The organism is Calothrix sp. UHCC 0171, assembly GCF_034931845.1.
Taxonomy (GTDB): Bacteria; Cyanobacteriota; Cyanobacteriia; order Cyanobacteriales; family Nostocaceae; genus Brunnivagina.
The window spans coordinates 16853-35382 of record NZ_JAYGHN010000045.1 but is presented as its reverse complement, the minus strand read 5'-3'; the positions used below and the strand labels follow the sequence as shown (position 1 = coordinate 35382).

The 18530-nt window shown below is 39.5% G+C and carries 20 protein-coding genes and 1 tRNA gene; 6 read left to right on the top strand and 15 right to left on the bottom strand.

The window, feature by feature from the left end:
• Positions 1-233: 233 nt before the first annotated feature.
• Positions 234-318: transfer RNA gene (locus tag VB733_RS23630), tRNA-Ser, on the bottom strand.
• Between the two features lie 394 nt (positions 319-712).
• Between VB733_RS23630 and VB733_RS23625 the strand changes: the two genes are divergently transcribed.
• Positions 713-1141: a hypothetical protein gene (locus VB733_RS23625; RefSeq protein ID WP_323342502.1), complete on the top strand. Its 429-nt coding sequence runs from the start codon at positions 713-715 to the stop codon at positions 1139-1141.
• A gap of 61 nt (positions 1142-1202) precedes the next feature.
• Here VB733_RS23625 and VB733_RS23620 read toward each other — a convergent pair whose 3' ends face one another.
• The 11 genes from VB733_RS23620 to VB733_RS23570 all read right to left on the bottom strand — a co-directional run bounded on the left by VB733_RS23620 (position 1203) and on the right by VB733_RS23570 (position 7887).
• Complete coding sequence (locus tag VB733_RS23620; protein WP_323342501.1) at positions 1203-1469, bottom strand: hypothetical protein; 267 nt, start codon at positions 1467-1469, stop codon at positions 1203-1205.
• A gap of 82 nt (positions 1470-1551) precedes the next feature.
• Entirely contained in the window at positions 1552-1812 is a 261-nt protein-coding gene (locus VB733_RS23615) for a hypothetical protein (protein ID WP_323342500.1), read from the bottom strand.
• A 194-nt stretch (positions 1813-2006) separates the two neighbouring features.
• Entirely contained in the window at positions 2007-3833 is a 1827-nt protein-coding gene (locus VB733_RS23610) for a hypothetical protein (RefSeq protein WP_323342499.1), read from the bottom strand.
• Positions 3834-4097: 264 nt separating this feature from the next.
• The gene (locus tag VB733_RS23605) at positions 4098-4745 is read right to left on the bottom strand and encodes a hypothetical protein (protein WP_323342498.1); all 648 of its coding nucleotides are present in this window, start codon (positions 4743-4745) and stop codon (positions 4098-4100) included.
• Positions 4732-5154: a hypothetical protein gene (locus tag VB733_RS23600; RefSeq protein WP_323342497.1), complete on the bottom strand. Its 423-nt coding sequence runs from the start codon at positions 5152-5154 to the stop codon at positions 4732-4734. Before VB733_RS23600 ends, VB733_RS23605 begins: the two co-directional genes overlap by 14 nt.
• A gap of 5 nt (positions 5155-5159) precedes the next feature.
• The gene (locus VB733_RS23595; protein WP_323342496.1) at positions 5160-5681 is read right to left on the bottom strand and encodes a hypothetical protein; all 522 of its coding nucleotides are present in this window, start codon (positions 5679-5681) and stop codon (positions 5160-5162) included.
• Between the two features lie 90 nt (positions 5682-5771).
• Positions 5772-6050, bottom strand: coding sequence for a hypothetical protein (locus VB733_RS23590; protein ID WP_323342495.1), 279 nt, complete (start codon positions 6048-6050; stop codon positions 5772-5774).
• Positions 6038-6199: a hypothetical protein gene (locus VB733_RS23585; RefSeq protein WP_323342494.1), complete on the bottom strand. Its 162-nt coding sequence runs from the start codon at positions 6197-6199 to the stop codon at positions 6038-6040. Before VB733_RS23585 ends, VB733_RS23590 begins: the two co-directional genes overlap by 13 nt.
• Positions 6200-6362: 163 nt before the next feature.
• Positions 6363-6638, bottom strand: a complete 276-nt coding sequence (locus VB733_RS23580) for a hypothetical protein (protein WP_323342493.1) — start codon at positions 6636-6638, stop codon at positions 6363-6365.
• Complete coding sequence (locus VB733_RS23575) at positions 6638-6916, bottom strand: hypothetical protein (protein ID WP_323342492.1); 279 nt, start codon at positions 6914-6916, stop codon at positions 6638-6640. Before VB733_RS23575 ends, VB733_RS23580 begins: the two co-directional genes overlap by 1 nt.
• Positions 6917-6927: 11 nt before the next feature.
• Positions 6928-7887 (bottom strand): ParM/StbA family protein, encoded by a 960-nt coding sequence (locus VB733_RS23570; RefSeq protein WP_323342491.1) that lies wholly within the window; start codon positions 7885-7887, stop codon positions 6928-6930.
• A 404-nt stretch (positions 7888-8291) separates the two neighbouring features.
• On the opposite strand from VB733_RS23570, the gene VB733_RS23565 reads away from it, so the two are divergent.
• Together VB733_RS23565 and VB733_RS23560 are read left to right on the top strand one after the other, a co-directional pair.
• Positions 8292-8480, top strand: a complete 189-nt coding sequence (locus tag VB733_RS23565; RefSeq protein ID WP_323342490.1) for a ribbon-helix-helix domain-containing protein — start codon at positions 8292-8294, stop codon at positions 8478-8480.
• Between the two features lie 71 nt (positions 8481-8551).
• Positions 8552-8746 carry a hypothetical protein gene (locus tag VB733_RS23560; protein WP_323342489.1) on the top strand — a complete coding sequence of 65 codons (195 nt, stop codon included), beginning with the start codon at positions 8552-8554 and terminating at the stop codon, positions 8744-8746.
• A 462-nt stretch (positions 8747-9208) separates the two neighbouring features.
• Here the strand turns inward: VB733_RS23560 and VB733_RS23555 are convergent, their stop codons facing one another.
• The 3 genes from VB733_RS23555 to VB733_RS23545 all read right to left on the bottom strand — a co-directional run bounded on the left by VB733_RS23555 (position 9209) and on the right by VB733_RS23545 (position 15962).
• Positions 9209-12433, bottom strand: a complete 3225-nt coding sequence (locus tag VB733_RS23555) for a virulence-associated E family protein (RefSeq protein WP_323342488.1) — start codon at positions 12431-12433, stop codon at positions 9209-9211.
• A gap of 424 nt (positions 12434-12857) precedes the next feature.
• Positions 12858-14018 carry a site-specific integrase gene (locus VB733_RS23550; protein WP_323342487.1) on the bottom strand — a complete coding sequence of 387 codons (1161 nt, stop codon included), beginning with the start codon at positions 14016-14018 and terminating at the stop codon, positions 12858-12860.
• A gap of 315 nt (positions 14019-14333) precedes the next feature.
• Positions 14334-15962, bottom strand: coding sequence for an energy transducer TonB (locus VB733_RS23545; protein ID WP_323342486.1), 1629 nt, complete (start codon positions 15960-15962; stop codon positions 14334-14336).
• A 297-nt stretch (positions 15963-16259) separates the two neighbouring features.
• Here VB733_RS23545 and VB733_RS23540 point away from each other — a divergent pair, with 297 nt between their 5' ends.
• The 3 genes from VB733_RS23540 to VB733_RS23530 all read left to right on the top strand — a co-directional run bounded on the left by VB733_RS23540 (position 16260) and on the right by VB733_RS23530 (position 18426).
• The gene (locus tag VB733_RS23540; RefSeq protein ID WP_323342485.1) at positions 16260-16916 is read left to right on the top strand and encodes a MotA/TolQ/ExbB proton channel family protein; all 657 of its coding nucleotides are present in this window, start codon (positions 16260-16262) and stop codon (positions 16914-16916) included.
• Positions 16900-17301, top strand: a complete 402-nt coding sequence (locus VB733_RS23535) for a biopolymer transporter ExbD (protein ID WP_323342484.1) — start codon at positions 16900-16902, stop codon at positions 17299-17301. The genes VB733_RS23540 and VB733_RS23535 overlap by 17 nt, the downstream gene beginning before the upstream one ends.
• Positions 17302-17424: 123 nt before the next feature.
• On the top strand, positions 17425-18426 hold the full coding sequence (locus VB733_RS23530; RefSeq protein WP_323342483.1) for an AraC family transcriptional regulator: 1002 nt from the start codon (positions 17425-17427) through the stop codon (positions 18424-18426).
• The last annotated feature ends 104 nt before the right edge of the window (positions 18427-18530 follow it).

Here is an 18530-nt window from a genome sequence, read left to right as displayed (position 1 = left end):
TTCTTGTTAGAGGCTTTAGTAATATTCAATCACTTATTGACATACTCACCGGGCTGAAGCCTTGGTGATTCTTGACACTTCACTGAGATGTGCTGGAGAACCAGTCTTACCTTCTCTCTGTGTCCGTTTAAAGTCTCCCAATGCCCTATGGCGACTATACCTAAGTTTTACCATAAAGCCGTCATAGAAGGACGGGGCTTGTATGCCATTATTTTCGGTCAAATAGTAATAAACGGAGAAGGGGGGATTCGAACCCCCGTTAGGTTGCCCTAAAACGCATTTCGAGTGCGCCGCATTCAACCACTCTGCCACCTCTCCTTATTTCTCTATTCTCTCCACGCTTCATTTAGCGCTTCACTTTTAAGAGCATAACATTATATCACGACTTTTTATATACCCCCAACAAAATTTTTCTCTGTTTACTGTTTGGCTATAATTATTGCAATACCCGTAAATTTGTACTACTTATGTCTGTCAAGTTCTTTGACCTAAGTATTTTAGTTAAGAAAGTTCATTGCAAAGTAAGAAAATTCTGGTCTAATAGGTCAATTAGGTAAGGTTGAGCAAATGTCCTGCCCAGCATAGGCTCTTAAAAGTATTGATAATACGTTATTAGACGTTTTGAGATACTTTCATTTCTTACTCATTTCTTACTTTTGTCATTTCAGCGATAAAATATAGTAAATATGTATCACTCCTTAATAGCTTTTTTATGGACTTTTCATTCAATAATTCGGAACAACAGAAAGTATATTTAGAAGCTTTGAGCCAAGCTATCCCGTGTGTCACTGAGGAAAGTAAAGAATACTTAGCTGTCATCACTGCCGAACTCCATAATGTGATGAAAAAAGAGTACCTGTTGCAAGAAGAAGTAAATAGGTATCGGGTTGTAATGGATTTATTAAACCAGCGAGCAAGATACCTAGACAATGAACGTAGACACGCTGAGAGAATATTAAGGCAGCAGATAGCGCTTAGAAAGGAGATGATGATTACTGAAGCTGATATCAGTGAGATTGTTACAAAAGTCAGCACGGTATTCTTAAAATTTATTCCTAGCGACAAACAGTTAAGCGCCATTAGTGAGCTAAGAACACTGCAAAGCCAGTTAAATGAAGATTATCAGGTTAATGCAGATTGACATAAAAAACTACCCAAGCATTTTAAGCCTGAGTAGTTCATTTATACTTACTGATGTTCAACTAAGAAATTTTAGTGAATAGCTGTGGTGAAGCTGGTCTTATCGATAATTCTGTGATTTTTAACGGGTTGCGCTGTAAGTTCGCATTGAATCCGAAAAATATCTCATTTGGATGATGTTCTGCTAGTACAGGTAAAATTTTTTTCACTTCCTCAGCGATAAACAATCTGTCTTTTTCTTTGCCCTTAGTAAAAACATGCAATAAATCATCCTTTTCATCAATGGCTATAAATCCATTACAGCTATATTCGTTATTTTGGTTATTCATATTAATAAGTATTTATTACTAATACCATTATAAAGCTAAAAACCACCTAAGCAATTAAGCCTAAGTGGTTTTCTCTTATAAGTTATGTGTCACTAGTGATAATTGATATTTCTGCCTTAAGTGATGTGTCTGTATTTAGATTTATATCTGTAAATTGGTAGTGCATCACATCAACTACTAACCCCGATACAGAATCTACATTCAACGCTGAATAAGCGACACGTTCACCTATACAAGGTATTCTCCCAAATGCAGCAAAGTATCTTTTATCATGTTTCTTTAATTTGAAGCTGTCTTCATTGCGGTATACGACTACTGCACAATCATAAACTGGGAATTGCATTTCATTTTCTCCTAATAGTAATTACAGATTTGTAGAGCGTGCTGAGTGTGTGCTAGATGTGTGCTGTGAGTGTGCTGGATGTGTGCTGTGAGTGTGCTGGCACGTGCTGGCACGCCTGAAACCATAGTGCTACCGTTGGCACACCTGTCTGGCACGCTTATTTCTCTAGCACGGCACGCTAGCACGAACGGGTATTAATTATTAATTAAAATCCATCCATCCTCTTCATTACCCTTAACTATTCCTTGTTCCTCAAGATAATTCAAAGCTTGCATAATAGCCTCTTTTCTTTCATAGCTTCCTAGCTTCCTTTTGATGTACTCTTTAATTGCACCGTAGCTACAAGTTGATTCGCTAGATTCTAATTTATCGGAAATGCAATCAATTAGTTTGCAGTCTGTGTCTGTTGGATATTTTTCCTGTAATCGTGTTTGCTGGTCACTCGCACTAAGCATCCTTTCCAAATTGCTAACCACAGGATTTACACCACCAATAAACTCGCGCTTATCCCTATTGAATCCTGAATAATTTTCTAACTCTGGCAGTGGGAACCAACTATTTAAAGCACCATGAAATACAGCCCTATTTACCTCTGATTTGTTGCATAGAGCGGTTATCTGGGAAGAATTAAGCCTTTTATCACTGGGAATAATTTGAGCATTTAAAATCTGTTCTGACGCGGTAATATTGTCTCCACTAATTAGAATAATTGGGGTAAATATTGACCTAGTACCGCCATCGAATCCAATTCCAGAAACGTGTGCATTCTGACTGATACCCCAAATGACAATACCTCTACTGCTGCCTGAACTCGCATAGCTGACCATCTTGGATTTAAGCCAGTTAACAGCACCTTTAACATTGCTCAACATAGAATTGACTGCTGCTAATTCATCAAAAACAAGTAACTTAATCCCAGTTCCAGCGTCAAAAGCGTCGTATTCCGCCAAACAATCCTTTACCCATTGATACGTTTCTTCTGGTTCCGCGATTTCGACACGCGATCGATAAAGTTTGTGCACTCTCCCTTCAAAATAACCATTTTCTTTTTGGTCATCTTTAGGGTCAAGATAAAAAACAGTGACATTTCTACCTTTTAATGACTCCAGAGCATTCGACACAAAAACACCCTTACCTACACTAGGAACACCAATTATCAAAGTATTCGTGAGTTTTTTGGTAATAGACTCAATTAAATTTGGTGTAGATGTTCCAAAACTAACTACTTCAGTTTTCATTACTTCGCTTGGTTGTGTTTTTGATATTGGGGAATCTTGAATAACTGGTAATGGTGCATCCTGTATTCTTGCTGGTGGTGCATCTTGGATTAATGGTCTAGATTCGGGCTTGTGAGATGACTGTTGAATAGATTTAATGCGATCGCAATCAACTAACGGACTGGTAAACTGCATTGTATTTGTGTGGCTGGTTACTTGCTGGATAGATGGAAATGACCCGCGCATCAAAATAAATTGGTCACAAATCCATCTGTAAGCGTAGAATCTTTTTCCTGAGTCAATTTGGCTAAGGTACTCAGTTACTAATGCCATGTGTCCGCGCAACATTTGGTATTCGTGGCGCTCTACAGGTGCTAGGTAGTCTTTTAGTTGGTCAAACTCGTCATAACCTGCAATAAACTCTTTCCTAGCTTCTGAGTGACCCAAACTACCAATCACATCTAATGCACCGCCACGAATAAAAGGGATTGGGTTAAAAGTGTGTGTATTTGAGCTATCCGTAATTTGTGCCCAGACATAACCCGCAACCCCTAGAACAGCCCCTAATGGTGCTAATGGACTGGTAGCATAACAAACCGCTCCAATTGCAGCAGTGGCAATACTGATTGTTTTCGCAAGACTTGAACCGATTCGTTCTTCCTTGGCAAGTATTAATAATTGGTCTTTTCTTGTGCTTAACCACTCAGCAATGTGTCCGGCTTCCAAGTATTCGACCTCTGGGAACTGGCTGATTAAATAAGCTGTTTGTGGTGTTTCCAGACGAACTGGTTTATTATTTTGCATAATTGAATTACTTATAAATTTGACAGGCGATCGCGAGGAATTGCACCTCACCTGGGCTTTTAACCGCAATCGCTATTTTTTTTAGTTGCTTAATTTTGCAGTAAAGTAGCTGTAACCTTTACACAGTAAGACTTGTAGCCGTTTATAGTTAGTGTGCGAAAGTGTGGGGTACACCACAGTCAAACTTGTTATTGGTAAGCATAAATACATACCAGGCTAGTTTTTATAATTGATTTCGTGTAGTGTACACCGCAGTTTTATTGGTTACTTTTTACCCGCTAACACCTTTTCACCCCATCTACCCAACTCAGCACAACTAATAGTGAATAAGTTAAACAGGATGCACTGTAAGACTTGTCCAGGGTCACTGTATCGCCAAGGATTGCGGCTAGAGAAAGTCATAATAATGTCGAAGCTGTACAGTGCTACTGCAATTAGTCCTAACAGTTTTGGGTTGCCTGTGATGAACTTTTCACCCGTAACGAAAGCACTTTGAAACATTTGAATTACAAAGCTAATCGTGACGCAAATGTAAAAGATTGGATTGCCTAATAACCCCAAACTAAAACCAACAGGGAATAACTTTAGTGCTGGCAACCATCCCCAACCTGTCCATTGCGTTTCGTACCACGGGAACAAGCTGAGATTTTGAAATAACACTTGCCAGTAACTATCCGCGCTAAGTACAACCAAGAAAATGAAGATTACTTTACCCAAGAAAGTAGCGCCAGATGCACCCGGTGTAAGCATTTGATGAAATATTGCAGTTACTATCCACAATGGAAACGTGATTACTTTAAAACACCAGCTAACAGCAGTTTGCATGAAATCTGGGCTTTGTTTTTGGGGAATTGAACCTCTATCAGTGGGGATGGATTGTGGAACGCCTGAATGCGGCTTATTTAGTGCCATTTGGAATATCCTTACATGTTGAGGGTGAATTGTGTTTTGAAATGAAGTTACCTTTAACGATTCGACCTATGCACTGGTCACTGGCATCAAATACCCAAGCTTGAGTAGTGGCGTATCTATTTAGAACTGTTTTAGGGATATTTGGCAGTTTGTCGGGTGAATCCAGGTAATCGGTCAAAGTGTGGGTGCTACCTGTGATTGATAGTCCAGTTTGTTTTATGCGATCGCTTGTCTTTTTTCGTTCAATTAATTCTTTACGCTGTTGTTCCTGTTGACTGGCTAATTGCTGAGACGCTAGGTAATCAGGCATTTGGGAACCTAGATTAAGAAAAAGTGGAGAAGCTAAACAAAGCAACCCCACACCAGCAACACAGAACGGAGCGATGTATTTGTCAGTTCTGCTTGTCATTTTATTTACGAATTAATAATCGCGGTTAGCAAGGCATCCCATTGCGGAAAAGGTAGCTCTAATTCAGTGATGCGTGTGTAAACTTCTTGTGCTTCTTCAGTTGGTGGTAGGTCTGAATGGTTAAGCCACAAATAATGTCCTATTCGCATCAATAGCCAGTAACAATCTTCATTGCTCATCGCTTCAAAGTATTGCCCGTAGACTTGAATTAGTCCGTTAATGATTGGGTTCAAGTGGTCACAACCCCAGTAAGTAATAGGCTTTCCATGCGATTTGTTGATTAATGCGAGTGATAGCGCTTGCAGTTGTGATTGGTTCATTTCATGCAGACTGTTTCCCGCTTCCTCTGCTGCTTGTGTTTCCTCAACTTCCCAAATTTCCAATCGAATCGCTTCAGAAATGTGACATTGCAGCCAGTATTTATCAGTCAACCTCATGTGCTGTAAGTAATCGCCGTATGTTTCTGCAATATCTCGAATTAGCTTATGGTCGTAATTGCAGCCGTAAAATCCTATGGGCTTAGACATGACTTATAATCCTTGTGTAGTGTAGTTTTCCGTGGTGGAGATTGCACCCAGTGCGATCGCGTTTAACTTTGGTCGGTTTGTGCGATCGCATTAAAATAAAGTTTGTTGAATTCCTGATTGAGTAACCTGTGATTTAGCCGTAGCAAGCATCCCAGTACATTCAGCAATAGAACCAGAGCGAATTTTATTACTGTTTAACTTGATATTTACCTTGCTACGTTGTCCGGCTAATGGCTCAAATATCCATTGTGGGTGAGTGTTTCGAGCGTATGGGTCTTTGCAGAGATATCGGTATAGCACACCTTTGTACTGGTAAATTTTGAGCTTTGATAACTGACTGGCATCGTAAACAGGGTCTAATTGCTGCATTTTTCACCTCTGCTTAGTAAGTTTTGGACGTAATTCCGTAGTAGTTGCTGTGTCTCAAAAAGCTTTTTGTCAGTAGGTCTAGCTGATTGCAACACTTGTAAATGCTGATTAATTACCGATAAGTGTTGAATTAGGTCTAAATCACTCATTTTGTTCCTCTACACCTTGAATACTTTGATAATCTGACTAGCTGTTAACTGTGGGGTACACCACACGAAACTAATTTCTAAAACTAGCCTGGTATGTATTTGTACTCAAGAACTTTACTAGCACTAGCTTTCACACATTTGACTGTGGGGTACACCACACTAATCAGTTGTCAGTATCCAGTCCAGTAATATCGATTGCGTATTGAATGATTTTTAGTGCATCAAGTAAATCACCGCGATCGCCCCATAAAATGACTTCCTGATTCAATAAATCCCACTCATCTGGTTTCAGAGAATGTATTTGGTGTATGGCATGGTAAGCGTTACCTAATAAGGCTTGTGTCGTTTGGCTGCTTTCGTGGTTAGTCACACTCTCTTTATGTGGTCTACGGTTAGCTACAAACATTCGTCTTAATCCTTCCAAATTTGGTTTATTCATTAGAAATCCATTGCGCTTGTTAGTGGTTTAGATGCAGGTTGATTGTTGCTAGGTAATGGTGTTGGTGTGTCTGCGGGTTGTTCTTGTGAGGTTGTTGGAGTAAAAAACTGATTGTAAGCAAGGATAAAGTCTTCGCGATAACGGGTGAGCATCAATTTAAATAACTCACCATTGGATTTAATACCCGTTGCTGACATTATGTAGTCGATATCAGACTTACAATCTCTAGGAACCATTACTGATAAGCGTTCTATCTTTTTGCTGTTGGTTGATGCCACTTTAAAACTCCTTAAATTAATCCGAGTAAATCAAAAAACTGGGGTTGCGTTGGAACTTTGTAACGGTCGTTGGGTAGATGCTTGGCAACAATATGAGCAGAACCACCAACAACTAAAATTTCACCAATTTCATCTGCAAAAGGTTGCCACTGTTTACCCACTGCGGAGCGAATTTCTGACCACCATTTTTCACGACAATCAAAGAATATTTTTGAGAAATTAAAGCCAGTACCGGGAATGGTGTAATCTCCGCGTTCAATGGCATCCATAACTACGTGCGGTTGTACTGTTCGACCAGTTTCGACTGCTAAAGCCTTGTTTATGTGGGTAATTAGTGCCAAAGTACCGCTTATCTTTACGTCAGCACTGCGGTTAATTTGACCCTCTGTTGTGTAAAGCCTTGCAATACCATCCTTACCACCAAGTGAGATAATGCCGTTCAAAGCACCCGAATAACCAAATAATCCTTCTGACTTAGCCTTGCGAAAACTTCCTACAGTTTCATCAATAGCGCGAACTGCTTTAACATCTGCATGAATCAGTAGATTGTTTCGAGTGAATACCCGTTGACCTATGAGTCTTTGCAAAGCTTCCCTGGATGCATCAATACGACTATCAGGCAGACATAAACGTAAATCATTAATGACTAAGTTTGTCTCACCAGGTAATGGCTGCAATGCAGCTAGGACAAGGATTTCAGCTAGTTCACATTTATCCCCATCAAAGACCATTCGACCACCAAATTGACTGGCATCTTTACCGATTAGATAGCGTTTACCGTTGTCAGTTTCGATGTAGACAGTATGCGGGCAATTTGCATTCATGTCGTAAGAGTCATATTTATCTAACTCCGCAACACACGAAAGTATTGATTTAACTTGCTTTGAGGGATTTACCCACTTGACGTATCTATTTCCAGCATCACAAGCTACAACTGGTCTAATGCATGAATTTGTAAGCGTTTGAAGCATTTTAGTTACCTAGAAATTTTTAGCTAGTACAGGTATGCAAAATGAATTCAACTTGAATGCAAAATGCATAACTGTAGTTAGCCACAATTGACTAGAAAAATGCCTTGTTCGACTTTCACGAACTCCCGTCAAACGTGCCCTCGGATTGGTTTTCACGGATTGGGTAGGTATGTTTCTCACTCGCAGGATGAGATTAAATCAAGCTTTATTGTGTAAGCAGTTTGTTAACATTTTGTAGACAATCTGTATTCAATCTGCTTACAAACCGAATATAGCTTGAGTTATGCAAAAGTGTCAACGTTTTTTACTCACTTTTTATACATTTGTCAGAGTAAAATTATTGATAATGTAGTAAAAGTGCTGAAAGACCTTTAGTATTAAGGTTGTAAGTATTTTTAAGTGATATGGCTACTAATAAAAATAGAATTACGTTTCAAGCTAGTGACGAGTTGAAAGACATACTAGAGTTATGTGCTAAAGATAGGGAACAGTCTGTAAGTGCATTAATTGTAGGGATTTTGCGTGATTACTTACTGTCCCAAGGTTATTTATCAGTAAAAAAGCAGACACAGGCAACACAAACCAAAACATAATCAGTAGGACTGTACCCTCTGCACAAAATGAAGCACTCACAGATACGAGTAACTCAGGTATATGTGAATCATTGGAAGTATCGGTATTAAAGCAGCGTGATGAGGGTGCAACTCTAATAAAGGTTTACGTCAGCCCAGATGAGCATCAACAGCTTAAAGCCTTATGTGCTGACAAAGGAGGAATGAGTCATGTTTTGAGGATGCTGGCAATTAAATGGATATCAGAACAAGACGCGATCGCGCAAACTGAAAACACACAAACCTAACCCAGTTCAAACGTTATGCAGCAAAATGTTTACTGTTTTTCTGTTAACTGTGGGGTACACCACACCAATACTTTTAATGGTTACAGATGATGAAGGTTAGATGCGATCGCGCAAGCTGAACATACACCACACTTGATTGCAGCCTAGTTTGACAAGGTTTAACGAGAATATCTACATTTACGTGATAATTGAATAATGCAGATGTACTAACCAGGCTAGTTTTAATGCTGTTTTGGTTAGTATTTTTGTTCTAACAGGTTGATGATAAAAAAGTGGTTGCTAGAACTGTTACAGTGTAAGGGTTATAGGCGTTACCAACAAATTTTTTATATTTGGCGATAATGTGCTACAACCCTAACTGCTGACAAAGTAGTTGATAAGTACATACCAGATTAATTTCTAAAACTAGTCTGGTATGTACATTAGGCTTGATTTGATGTGTCTATTGTTGCTACTGGTTACTTAAAAGTCGCTTTCGTCATCACCTAGCCAATCTTCATCAATGTCATCACCTAGCCAATCTTCATCAAGGTCATCATTCTCGCAGTCAGAAACGATTTCGTTATTGTTGCTGCACTCGTGATTGTGATTAGTGTTTGGTTCGCATCCAAATTGACGACCTATATATTCCATGCCGTCAAAAGCATCATCCAAAATTACTTGGATTTGTTCTGGACTGAATGCTTTATAGATTTTCCCTTGCACTTCGACCATCAAGTAGGAAAACTGACCATCAACAGTTGTTTCATGACCCTTTACTGTGCCTTCCAACCAATCCTTACTTTTCTCATCTCTTATTAGTACATTGGTATTAACTGGGATGGCGTATAAATCTGGTTCGGACATTAATTTACGATTAGACGGGGTTTGTGTCGGGGATTGTGTCGGGGATTGTGTCGGGATTGTGTCAGGCTGTAACTCTTTACTGGCAAGGGTTTGAGTATCATTTGGAGGGGTAGTGACACAATCAACACAATCATTTTTTGTATTAATGTTATTTTCTGTTTTTACATCATGCACAAGTGGTAATTCAGTACAGTTTATGTCACTTTCTTTACTTCCAATATTTAACTGTGGGTGCTGGGCGTAGTTATCTATTTTATTGTTTATTGTTTTTGATTGTGTCAGTTGTGTCAGAGAGGGTGAATCGCTTGCTGTATATGGATTAGAGTCCGACACAATCCCGACACAATCCCGACACAAAGCTAAATTGTCTGTGTCACTCGTTTTTTCATCAGTTACGGGTAAAGTTGTTGCTATATAAGGGTTTGGGGCTGACACAGCTTGATTTTGACTGACACACAAGTCTGTTTGGTCTGGTTTGTACCATATTCTTTGTCTGCTTCCTTTGTAACTGACTGCATTTTTAGTTTCTTTCCACCCCAGTTGACTAAGGATATTTCTTACTCTGCTACGTTCTTTAGCACCCTGATTGCGAACTTCTATGCCGAGTTTTACTAATATTTCTGGCACAGTGGTTTTTGCTGGATTTAGTGTATTCAAAAACATTTCAACCACTACTGTCCAAGCATCCTCTGTTGTGTGATTTGCATTCAGTTGCTTCTGTGCTAGCTTCTCTTGTGAATTTAGCCTGGTATTGTACTTTTCACCTTTGCGATACACAGCCACAGCAGCAGCCCAAAGCTTATCGACCTCATGCTCTAAGGTTTCAATCGGGATATAATCCCTTTCTACCGGAATAACCCAGAATCGTCTGTTACCCTCAGGGTCATTTAAAAATTGCGATGGATTGACCGTGCCTACAAAAATAGATGTACGCGGGAAATCAGTTATCTTGCGTCCATAGGGTGGTCTTATTTTGTCTGACGGACTTGTTATTAAGTTACGTAGACTTGTAATATCGTTTTTGCGAAAAACACCCTCAATCTCACTCAAATCAATAATCCAAGAAGACCTCAGTTTAAGTTTGTCATCCTTGTCTGTGCCTCCTGTAACCACTGAATCATCGTACCAGTGTGAATGTTTGGCTAATTTCTGCCAGAATCTAGACTTTCCGATACCTTGTCCACCCTGCAAAACACAAGCTGTATCATGCTGACAACCTGGTTCGTATACACGTTTAACTGCTGCTACAAGCGTCTTCTTGAGATAAACATTATATAGTGGTTCATTTGTACCAAAATAACGGTTTGCTAGGTCATCCAGTATAGATACATCAATGTCGCTATGCTTGCGATACACCTGTTCTAAATATTCTTTTACAGGATGATATTTTTGCTTTTTAGCTAGATATGCAATTTCACTTGCTGTTTTGCTACCCCACTCAGCATCCAATACATCAGCTAACCATTGTTCCGCGTGGTCTAAATCTACGTTCTCACCCAAATACTCAACTTCCAGCGTCATTTCATTGAATCTGAGTTGACCATTGAATATTGCATGTTTACTGGCTAACAGTTCGCGTGGTGACAGATTTACCTTGTCTGCTTTTGCTCGTATCCTTTGTTGGCGAATGCTATTAGACCCAGAATCACTAGTAGACTCAGATTTCCTATCCATTACCTGAGACACATAATCCTTCCATTCCATGTTCTTACGCTCCACTGCTGCGTGTATTTCTTGCTCTAAACGTTCGATAAACTTTTCATTACCCATTGCTGCTACCAGTTCTTTGATGTCCCCATTTTTAGGGATAGTTACACCAAAATTATCAGGGCTAATTGGTAAAACAGCTATCTGTAATGAGTTACAAGTTTTTTCAATCTTTTCTAACTTCTTTTTACCTGCATCATCAGGGTCATGAAGGAATGCAACAACAAATTTCTCACCCACTTCATCCTTTAACCGTTGGAATGTAACCTGTGTGTCCTTGTCACCCCAACTACCACCCTGAAAAGTGAATGAAGCTATGCCAAGCGATCGCGCAATATCCACGCATCCTTCACCTTCTTGCAACAAAATTACTGTAATACCTTCTGTGACTTGTTTTGCAGCTTCAATACACTCATCAATTCGATATGCTTGCCATTGCTCTTTACCCTTCCCTAAAGCCCATTTGTGGCGATTACAGGTTAAGTCTAAGTAAAGTGGGCGAATCGTTTTAACTTTACCTTTTACACGGTGCGGGGTTGGTACTTCATATCGCGTTACTTTTAAAGTTTTGGAATAGGGATAATCCGTTAATTGGAAAACTTCTATCAGTTCAGATTGCTGAAATAATTTATCTTCAGATTGTCCTGATTCATCTTTTTTCAATTTCAGAAAATCGCCGAGAATACCACTAGGAATACAATCTATACGTGTGGTTACAGCTTTTGGTATATCTACACCACCCTGCAACTTCAGTAACTTATAATCACCCTCTGGCAACTGTACGGGCGCAACTGGTTGCTTTGGTTGCTTTTTAGTCTGTCTTGTAGCAGTGTAATTATGACCTTTACCTTGCCCGTTACCGCGATATTCCCCAGCCGCTTTCAATACTGCAATGGTTATCTCTTTGGTGTCACACCCGTTATCAAAGCAGCTAAATTTACCAGTATTAGGGTCAATACCTAAATTATGCGAGTCACAAACCGGGCAATAATACTTGTCACGTTCGCCAGTTTCTTCTAAAAGCCCATCTACACGCCCAATATAATCGCGAATATCAAAACCAGACCGTTTGGTTTCTACAGTATGTTGCGCTTTTACAGCAGAAGGTGTACTATTATTTGTATTATTAGACATGGGAATTTACCTCGTTGGTTTATTTGTTTAGTTCCCTGTCACCCTTGAAAGCTTTAAGCAACTAGGCTTTCACCACATAGCCCTTTTTTGCTGTAATATAGTCAGAATTGAAATTTTTTGTAGCTCTGTTTCTTTCAAGGGGACAGGGTATTTTTTTTGGTGAATTTTACTCGGACTGTGGTGTACCCCACACTTTCGCACATCATTTGTAAATGCTTGAAAGGTTTTATCAGTAAGGCTTGTAGCTATTTCACTACACTAAAAACTGTGGTGTATCCCACACTAATTAGTTGATTGTTGGCTACCTACTGGTACTTTTTGATTGCTGCTGAGACTATTAGTTGTGTAATTCTGACTGAACTTAGATATACCAAAATCGCAATTTTTCACTGGTTTAAGTTACTTTTAATGGTCAAAATCCTACTTACAGCAAAACCACAGGAACATCTACATCCTTGCTGATACCTGCGTAATGCTCAAAAATTACTTGAGGTGAATTGCCTACCCATAACGCTACTTGTTGGGGTGTGATGCCAGATTCTAAGCATCTAGAGATAAAAGTATGCCTACAAGTCATAGGCTTTCGGTAGCGTGAAACTAGCCCAGATTCTATAAGTGGGTTAAGTACAGACTTCCAGATACGAACAAATGTATCAGATTTAATTTCATAACCGTCAACTGGTGAAGGAAAAACTAGACCGTCAGCCCTATAAAGTTTTGGTCTAATTCCCAGTAACAAATTTTCTAGATGACAGTTACACGGAAATTTACGGTTTACGCCTGTTTTGGTTGTACTGCGTCCATATTTTGAGTAACTTTCATTGAAAAATATTTCCTTGCAATCCTTTGATACTTGCTTCCATCTAAGCCCGTTAACTTCACCAGGACGACAGCCAGTAAGAAATAAAAATTTGACGTAATCGGTGTATTCGCTGTATAAGGTATGCGATCGGAACCCTTCAATAATTGCTTTTACTTCAGATTCCTTGAAAACATCTATATTTCGCCAGTCATACCTAGCCGCACGTATATCACTACTCATTCCGTAGAAAGGATTTTGAGTTATAAACCCTGTTTTTACAGCCCAACGGCAGCAAGCAGAAAATTGCATCATTAAGCGCTTGGCTGAGTACGCAGGATAATTAAGGGAAACGAATTCAAAAATTTTGCTAGCATCTCTCAAGTCTTGGGTCGGCAATTTGCTAATTACAAAAGAGTATCTGGTTAAAAAATCCTTCTGAAATGTAGAATTTGTGACTTGTGATTGCTTGTAGTCACAGTATTTAGCCCATAATTCAAGCAAGTTAGGGGATTTAAGCCGTTTTGGCTGAACTTTTTGCCCAGTTTTTAATTCCCAAAATGCTTGTTTATATCTTTCAAGGGAAATATCGAAGCAACCTGAATCAACATCACTTTCTATTTGTAAGGCTACAGGCTGAACAATCCGTAAATTATGGCTATTTGCAATTAACCCTGAATAGAGATATACCTGTTCACCGCCAGTAAAACTACGCGGTAATCGCAGTCTCCAGCGTCCTTTGTAAGCAACTATAGTTACCTTTTTGATTTCATTCTTTACGCGCATACACTAAAACTCACTTAGCACCTCAATATGCTGTTTCAAGTGAGAATAGTGAAAATAAGGCTTTTAAGCTTTTAAAATAGGGTGTTTAGGTTGCCCTAAAACGCATTTCGAGTGCGCCGCATTCAACCACTCTGCCACCTCTCCATATTTCTTTTTAAGTTACAGACTTCAATCGAGCCATCACTTTTAAAAGCATAACATTATATCACGACTTTTTATATACCCCTAACAAAATTTTTCCCTAGCATCCCAAAATACACAAAAAGACACACTACCCAAACGGATAATGTGCTGACAGAAGAACGCTTAACCTTCTTACTCACTATTATTTCCCTCAGAGGCAGGTACAGTAGCAGGTACAACTTCTCGACTGCGACGTAAAGCATCACGTAAGCGACTGCCATTGTTGGGAGATTGATTCGATTGGTTCAAATTTCTTCTGCGTCTGCGAGTGGGGGTTACTTGTGTACCAGATGTTCTCACATCGGCAGTCACTTCCCTCTTTCTTTTGGGCGCTTCCTCACCAGAATTATTTCCTGTAGTACGATTACGTCTTAAGCGATCGCTAAAGGAATTTTCCTGTGAACGTCTGACTCTACTGGGATTGTTTAATCTAATTCTTGACTCTGCGGAATTTGAAGATGCTTCAAAATTTCTCCGTCTTCTCGATGTAGTGGTTACATCTGTATTATTAATTGCCGCTTCCAAACGTCGTTGGCGACGGGGGGTTGCCTCTGAAGAATTATTATTAGATGAGGACGCTGCTACTTGTCGCTGTCTCTGTTGCTCCTCTCGTTGCTTTTGCCTTTCCCTGACTTGACGATTGCGGCGCGAACCTTCTATTGAGTATTCAGTAGCAATTTTTACCCCTTGTCTACCAACATCCGAAGGTTTTAACTTCCATTCTCGTGCCTGACGAATATGTTCTGCATCTAAATCGCGATCGCCACTGGAATTAACTACCCGTACATTAGTCACGTTACCATCTTTATCAGTATCAACTGCCACTTCGACTCTCCCTTCAGAGCCTCTTCTCCTAGCACTCTCGGAATACTTGACTTTACAATTACGGCAAGCTGCACGACCATCTAATGAACCGTTCGGATTCCCGCTACGTTCTGGTTTTTCTACTGTGGTTGGTAAATTTGGCTGTGTTGGTGCTGTGGCGATTTCACGTTGGCGACGTTCTGAAGTTCCTGTGCTGTTTCCGGTTCCAGTACCAGTACCCGTTCCCTTCCCAAAAGCGAGTGATGCATTACCACCGCCTGTGGTTTGATTGGAATTGGGAGAAGAACTTCCTAAATTTCCTGTGTTTGCTTCGCTATTTCTACTACCGCGAATCCGACCTAATATATCTCTTAAATTTTCACTGCTTTCTTGGGTACTGGTAGATGATTGTGTTGGTGTATTTTCTTTGGGAGTGTTGTTGGTTGATGTTTGGGGTTCGACTTTTGGTTGTGCTTCCTTAGAAACCACTGGGTCTTCTTTGAGTGGTTGGGGTTTAAAATTATCTACGAACTTTTGTACTGGGGTAACTATCGGCTTTTCTACTGATTTTTCGATTGATTTTTCTACAGGAGCAACACGAACTGGAACTGGTGGAGGTGCTTGAATTACAGGATTAGGTGATACTTCGCGAGTGACAGCACCTTCCCCTGCACTTCCTCCTGATGATGTGAGAACTTTTGCAGTGTTATTACCGAGTGCAAGCTTTTCTTCTTTTAATTCTTCTATTGCTGGTGTTTCTTTGACTTCCGGCTCTACCAAAGTCAATTCAATGGCTTCCTCTTCCAACTCTGGGGTTCTAACAAAAAGATTACCGATTCCAGCAGCGAGTACGGCTAAATGTAGCACTAATGAGGCGATCGTGCTGAAAGCCAGGAATGATTTGAGGGCTTTGACTTCTTTCTCTCGCTGTTCGATCGCAATATTGGAAAAGCTCATAAGTTAATTGCTACTTTTTATGGTTAGCTTTACTACAATAAAATAACTAGACGAAAAAGTAAAGCAATAAAATTTATAGATATATAACTACTTATTTAGGCGACAACACCAGTGAAAGCCTTGCCATGTCTTATATTTGGGAATATTATCGCATTTCTAGTTAATAATTTATTTCATTAAACTCTGACAAATACTTGACTTAGATTTGAGTTTGTTTTACTGTTTATTGCAAAATACTATCATTTGTTTGGCAATAACTGTTTGCTTAGGAATCTTTAACAGGCTTAGGGGTAATACATGGGAATAAGCGAGTTGTTTAGTGCAGGTGGTGTGGTGATGTTACCCCTGCTGGCTTTTAGTGTTGTCGCGATCGCTTTAATTATAGAGCGGCTGCGTTTCTGGTATCGGATTAATAGCCGTCAAAGTCGGGTGGTACGGGAGGTACTAAATCTTTATCGGTTGGAGAATGTTGTTGGTGCTTTAGATAAACTGCAAAAGAATGCAGATTTACCAATTGCCAGGGTTTTTCTTGCTGCATTGCAATTAGAAGAACCAACTCCAGAGGAATTTCGTTTGGCGTTAGAAAGTGAAGCTCAAGCTGAAATCCCCATCCTCAAGAGATTTAGCAATCTTTTTGACACTATCATTTCCCTTTCGCCTTTACTGGGTTTGTTGGGAACAGTATTGGGTTTGATAACCTCATTTGCATCGTTGAATTTGGGGGATATAGGAGGTACGAAAACACCTGGTGTTGTCAGTGGTATTAGTGAAGCTTTAGTATCTACGGCTTCAGGGTTGATTGTGGCTATTTTTGTACTTTTATTCGCGAATACATTTCGAGGCTTTTATCAACGTCAAATAGCTTTTCTCCAAGAATATGGCGGACAGCTAGAGTTACTATACCGTCGTCGCTATGAACGAGGAGGAGAGAAGTCCTATGCGGCTACAAGATGAACCAGATATTCCGTCACAAATAAATATTGTGCCAATGATTGACGTGATATTTGCGATTTTGACGTTTTTTATCATGTCAACACTATTTTTAACCCGACAGGAAGGTTTACCTGTAAATTTACCGAAGGCTGCGACATCACAGCAAGCTCAAATTCCCACGAAAATAACTGTGACAGTGGAAGCGTCGGGACAGGTGAGCTTGAATAAAAAGCCGACAACAGTTGCAGCTTTAACGGAACAAATACGCACCTTGATGGGGACGAATCCAGAATCAGTTGTAGTCATTAATGCTGATACAAAGGTTGAACATGGCAATATTGTGGCGGTAATGGATCAGGTGCGCCAAGTCAAAGGAGCTAAATTAGCGATCGCAACTCAAAAATAATCTGAATATTCAGTTTTGCTGACATTTACACATGAATCAATGAATTTGCGAACGCCAAGACGTAGTATTGCTGCGTCTTTTATAGATTTAAATCTGGATTGAATTGTAAAATATGGTTCTTCTATGACAATTACCCTTTCAATGACGGAATATTGGGAACTATTTGCAGAGCGATCGCCTAATTATCAAGATTCCATAACACCTAACTATTTTGAATATTGTCAGCAATTTCCAGAAAACCTCGGTCGGGGTTACACACGAGGATTTACATTGTGTGATGGAGTTTGGTTGGATATTTATGACTATGCATTGCAGGATAATTTAAGCCTAGAAATGCCTGTGAGAGAACATCCGGTAGAATTTGGAATTCAGCTTGCTGGTGATTTTTGGAGTAATACCGATGGAAACAGTATTCAAATTGCGTCTGGAGAAAGTTGTCTCTATGGTAGTGGGATTGCTGCCAAAGGAACATCAAATTGGCAGCTAGGACACCATTTTGGTGTTTGTATTCATATCGAAGTTGATGTCCTCCAAGCTTTTTTCTCTCATACTTCAGAAGAAGTCCCTCCTGAATTACAACCATTAATTAAAGAAAGTGATTGGCAAAATTGCTTTCCTAACTTAAAAGTCACTCCAGCAATGCAATTGATAACCCAACAAATTATCAATTGTCCCTACCAAAGTTTAACAAAACAAATGTATTTGCAAAGTAAGGTACTTGAGTTATTTGTTTTACATTTGGAACAGTTGCAACCAGACAAAAAAACTCAATTTAACGACAATAAACTTAAACAAGAAGATATTGAACGCATCCATCAAGCAAAAAACATTCTACTTACTCGCTGTCATAATCCTCCTTCCTTGTTGGAATTATCGCGGGAAGTGGGTTTAAATGACTTTAAATTAAAAATAGGTTTCCGTCATTGCTTTGGAACTACAGTATTTGGTTATTTACATCAGCATCGAATGGAACAAGCGAAGCAATTATTAGAACAGGGAAATTTAACAATCACAGGTGTCGCCAGGGCTGTCGGTTACGCAAATCGTAGTCATTTTGCAGCTGCGTTTAAACGTAAATTTGGTGTGAATCCTAGTATTTATTCCCACTCTCAGCAGTGTGGATAGTTATTGAAAACTATCCCAAAAAATCCGTCTTTGAGTCGCAAAAAATCCGTCTTTGAGTCGAGAAAGCTCCTAGAATCACCTATTATGCAAGTTATCGATTCTAT

Coding starts and splice junctions, on each gene's coding strand:
- VB733_RS23615 (WP_323342500.1), bottom strand. CDS start 1,812: ATGCAATTCCCAGTTTATGATTGTGCAGTAGTCGTATACCGCAATGAA.
- VB733_RS23570 (WP_323342491.1), bottom strand. CDS start 7,887: ATGCTTCAAACGCTTACAAATTCATGCATTAGACCAGTTGTAGCTTGT.
- VB733_RS23610 (WP_323342499.1), bottom strand. CDS start 3,833: ATGCAAAATAATAAACCAGTTCGTCTGGAAACACCACAAACAGCTTAT.
- VB733_RS23535 (WP_323342484.1), top strand. CDS start 16,900: ATGCGGCTACAAGATGAACCAGATATTCCGTCACAAATAAATATTGTG.
- VB733_RS23625 (WP_323342502.1), top strand. CDS start 713: ATGGACTTTTCATTCAATAATTCGGAACAACAGAAAGTATATTTAGAA.
- VB733_RS23545 (WP_323342486.1), bottom strand. CDS start 15,962: ATGAGCTTTTCCAATATTGCGATCGAACAGCGAGAGAAAGAAGTCAAA.
- VB733_RS23580 (WP_323342493.1), bottom strand. CDS start 6,638: ATGAATAAACCAAATTTGGAAGGATTAAGACGAATGTTTGTAGCTAAC.
- VB733_RS23595 (WP_323342496.1), bottom strand. CDS start 5,681: ATGTCTAAGCCCATAGGATTTTACGGCTGCAATTACGACCATAAGCTA.
- VB733_RS23585 (WP_323342494.1), bottom strand. CDS start 6,199: ATGAGTGATTTAGACCTAATTCAACACTTATCGGTAATTAATCAGCAT.
- VB733_RS23550 (WP_323342487.1), bottom strand. CDS start 14,018: ATGCGCGTAAAGAATGAAATCAAAAAGGTAACTATAGTTGCTTACAAA.
- VB733_RS23590 (WP_323342495.1), bottom strand. CDS start 6,050: ATGCAGCAATTAGACCCTGTTTACGATGCCAGTCAGTTATCAAAGCTC.
- VB733_RS23530 (WP_323342483.1), top strand. CDS start 17,425: ATGACAATTACCCTTTCAATGACGGAATATTGGGAACTATTTGCAGAG.
- VB733_RS23620 (WP_323342501.1), bottom strand. CDS start 1,469: ATGAATAACCAAAATAACGAATATAGCTGTAATGGATTTATAGCCATT.
- VB733_RS23555 (WP_323342488.1), bottom strand. CDS start 12,433: ATGTCTAATAATACAAATAATAGTACACCTTCTGCTGTAAAAGCGCAA.
- VB733_RS23600 (WP_323342497.1), bottom strand. CDS start 5,154: ATGACAAGCAGAACTGACAAATACATCGCTCCGTTCTGTGTTGCTGGT.
- VB733_RS23605 (WP_323342498.1), bottom strand. CDS start 4,745: ATGGCACTAAATAAGCCGCATTCAGGCGTTCCACAATCCATCCCCACT.
- VB733_RS23540 (WP_323342485.1), top strand. CDS start 16,260: ATGGGAATAAGCGAGTTGTTTAGTGCAGGTGGTGTGGTGATGTTACCC.
- VB733_RS23565 (WP_323342490.1), top strand. CDS start 8,292: ATGGCTACTAATAAAAATAGAATTACGTTTCAAGCTAGTGACGAGTTG.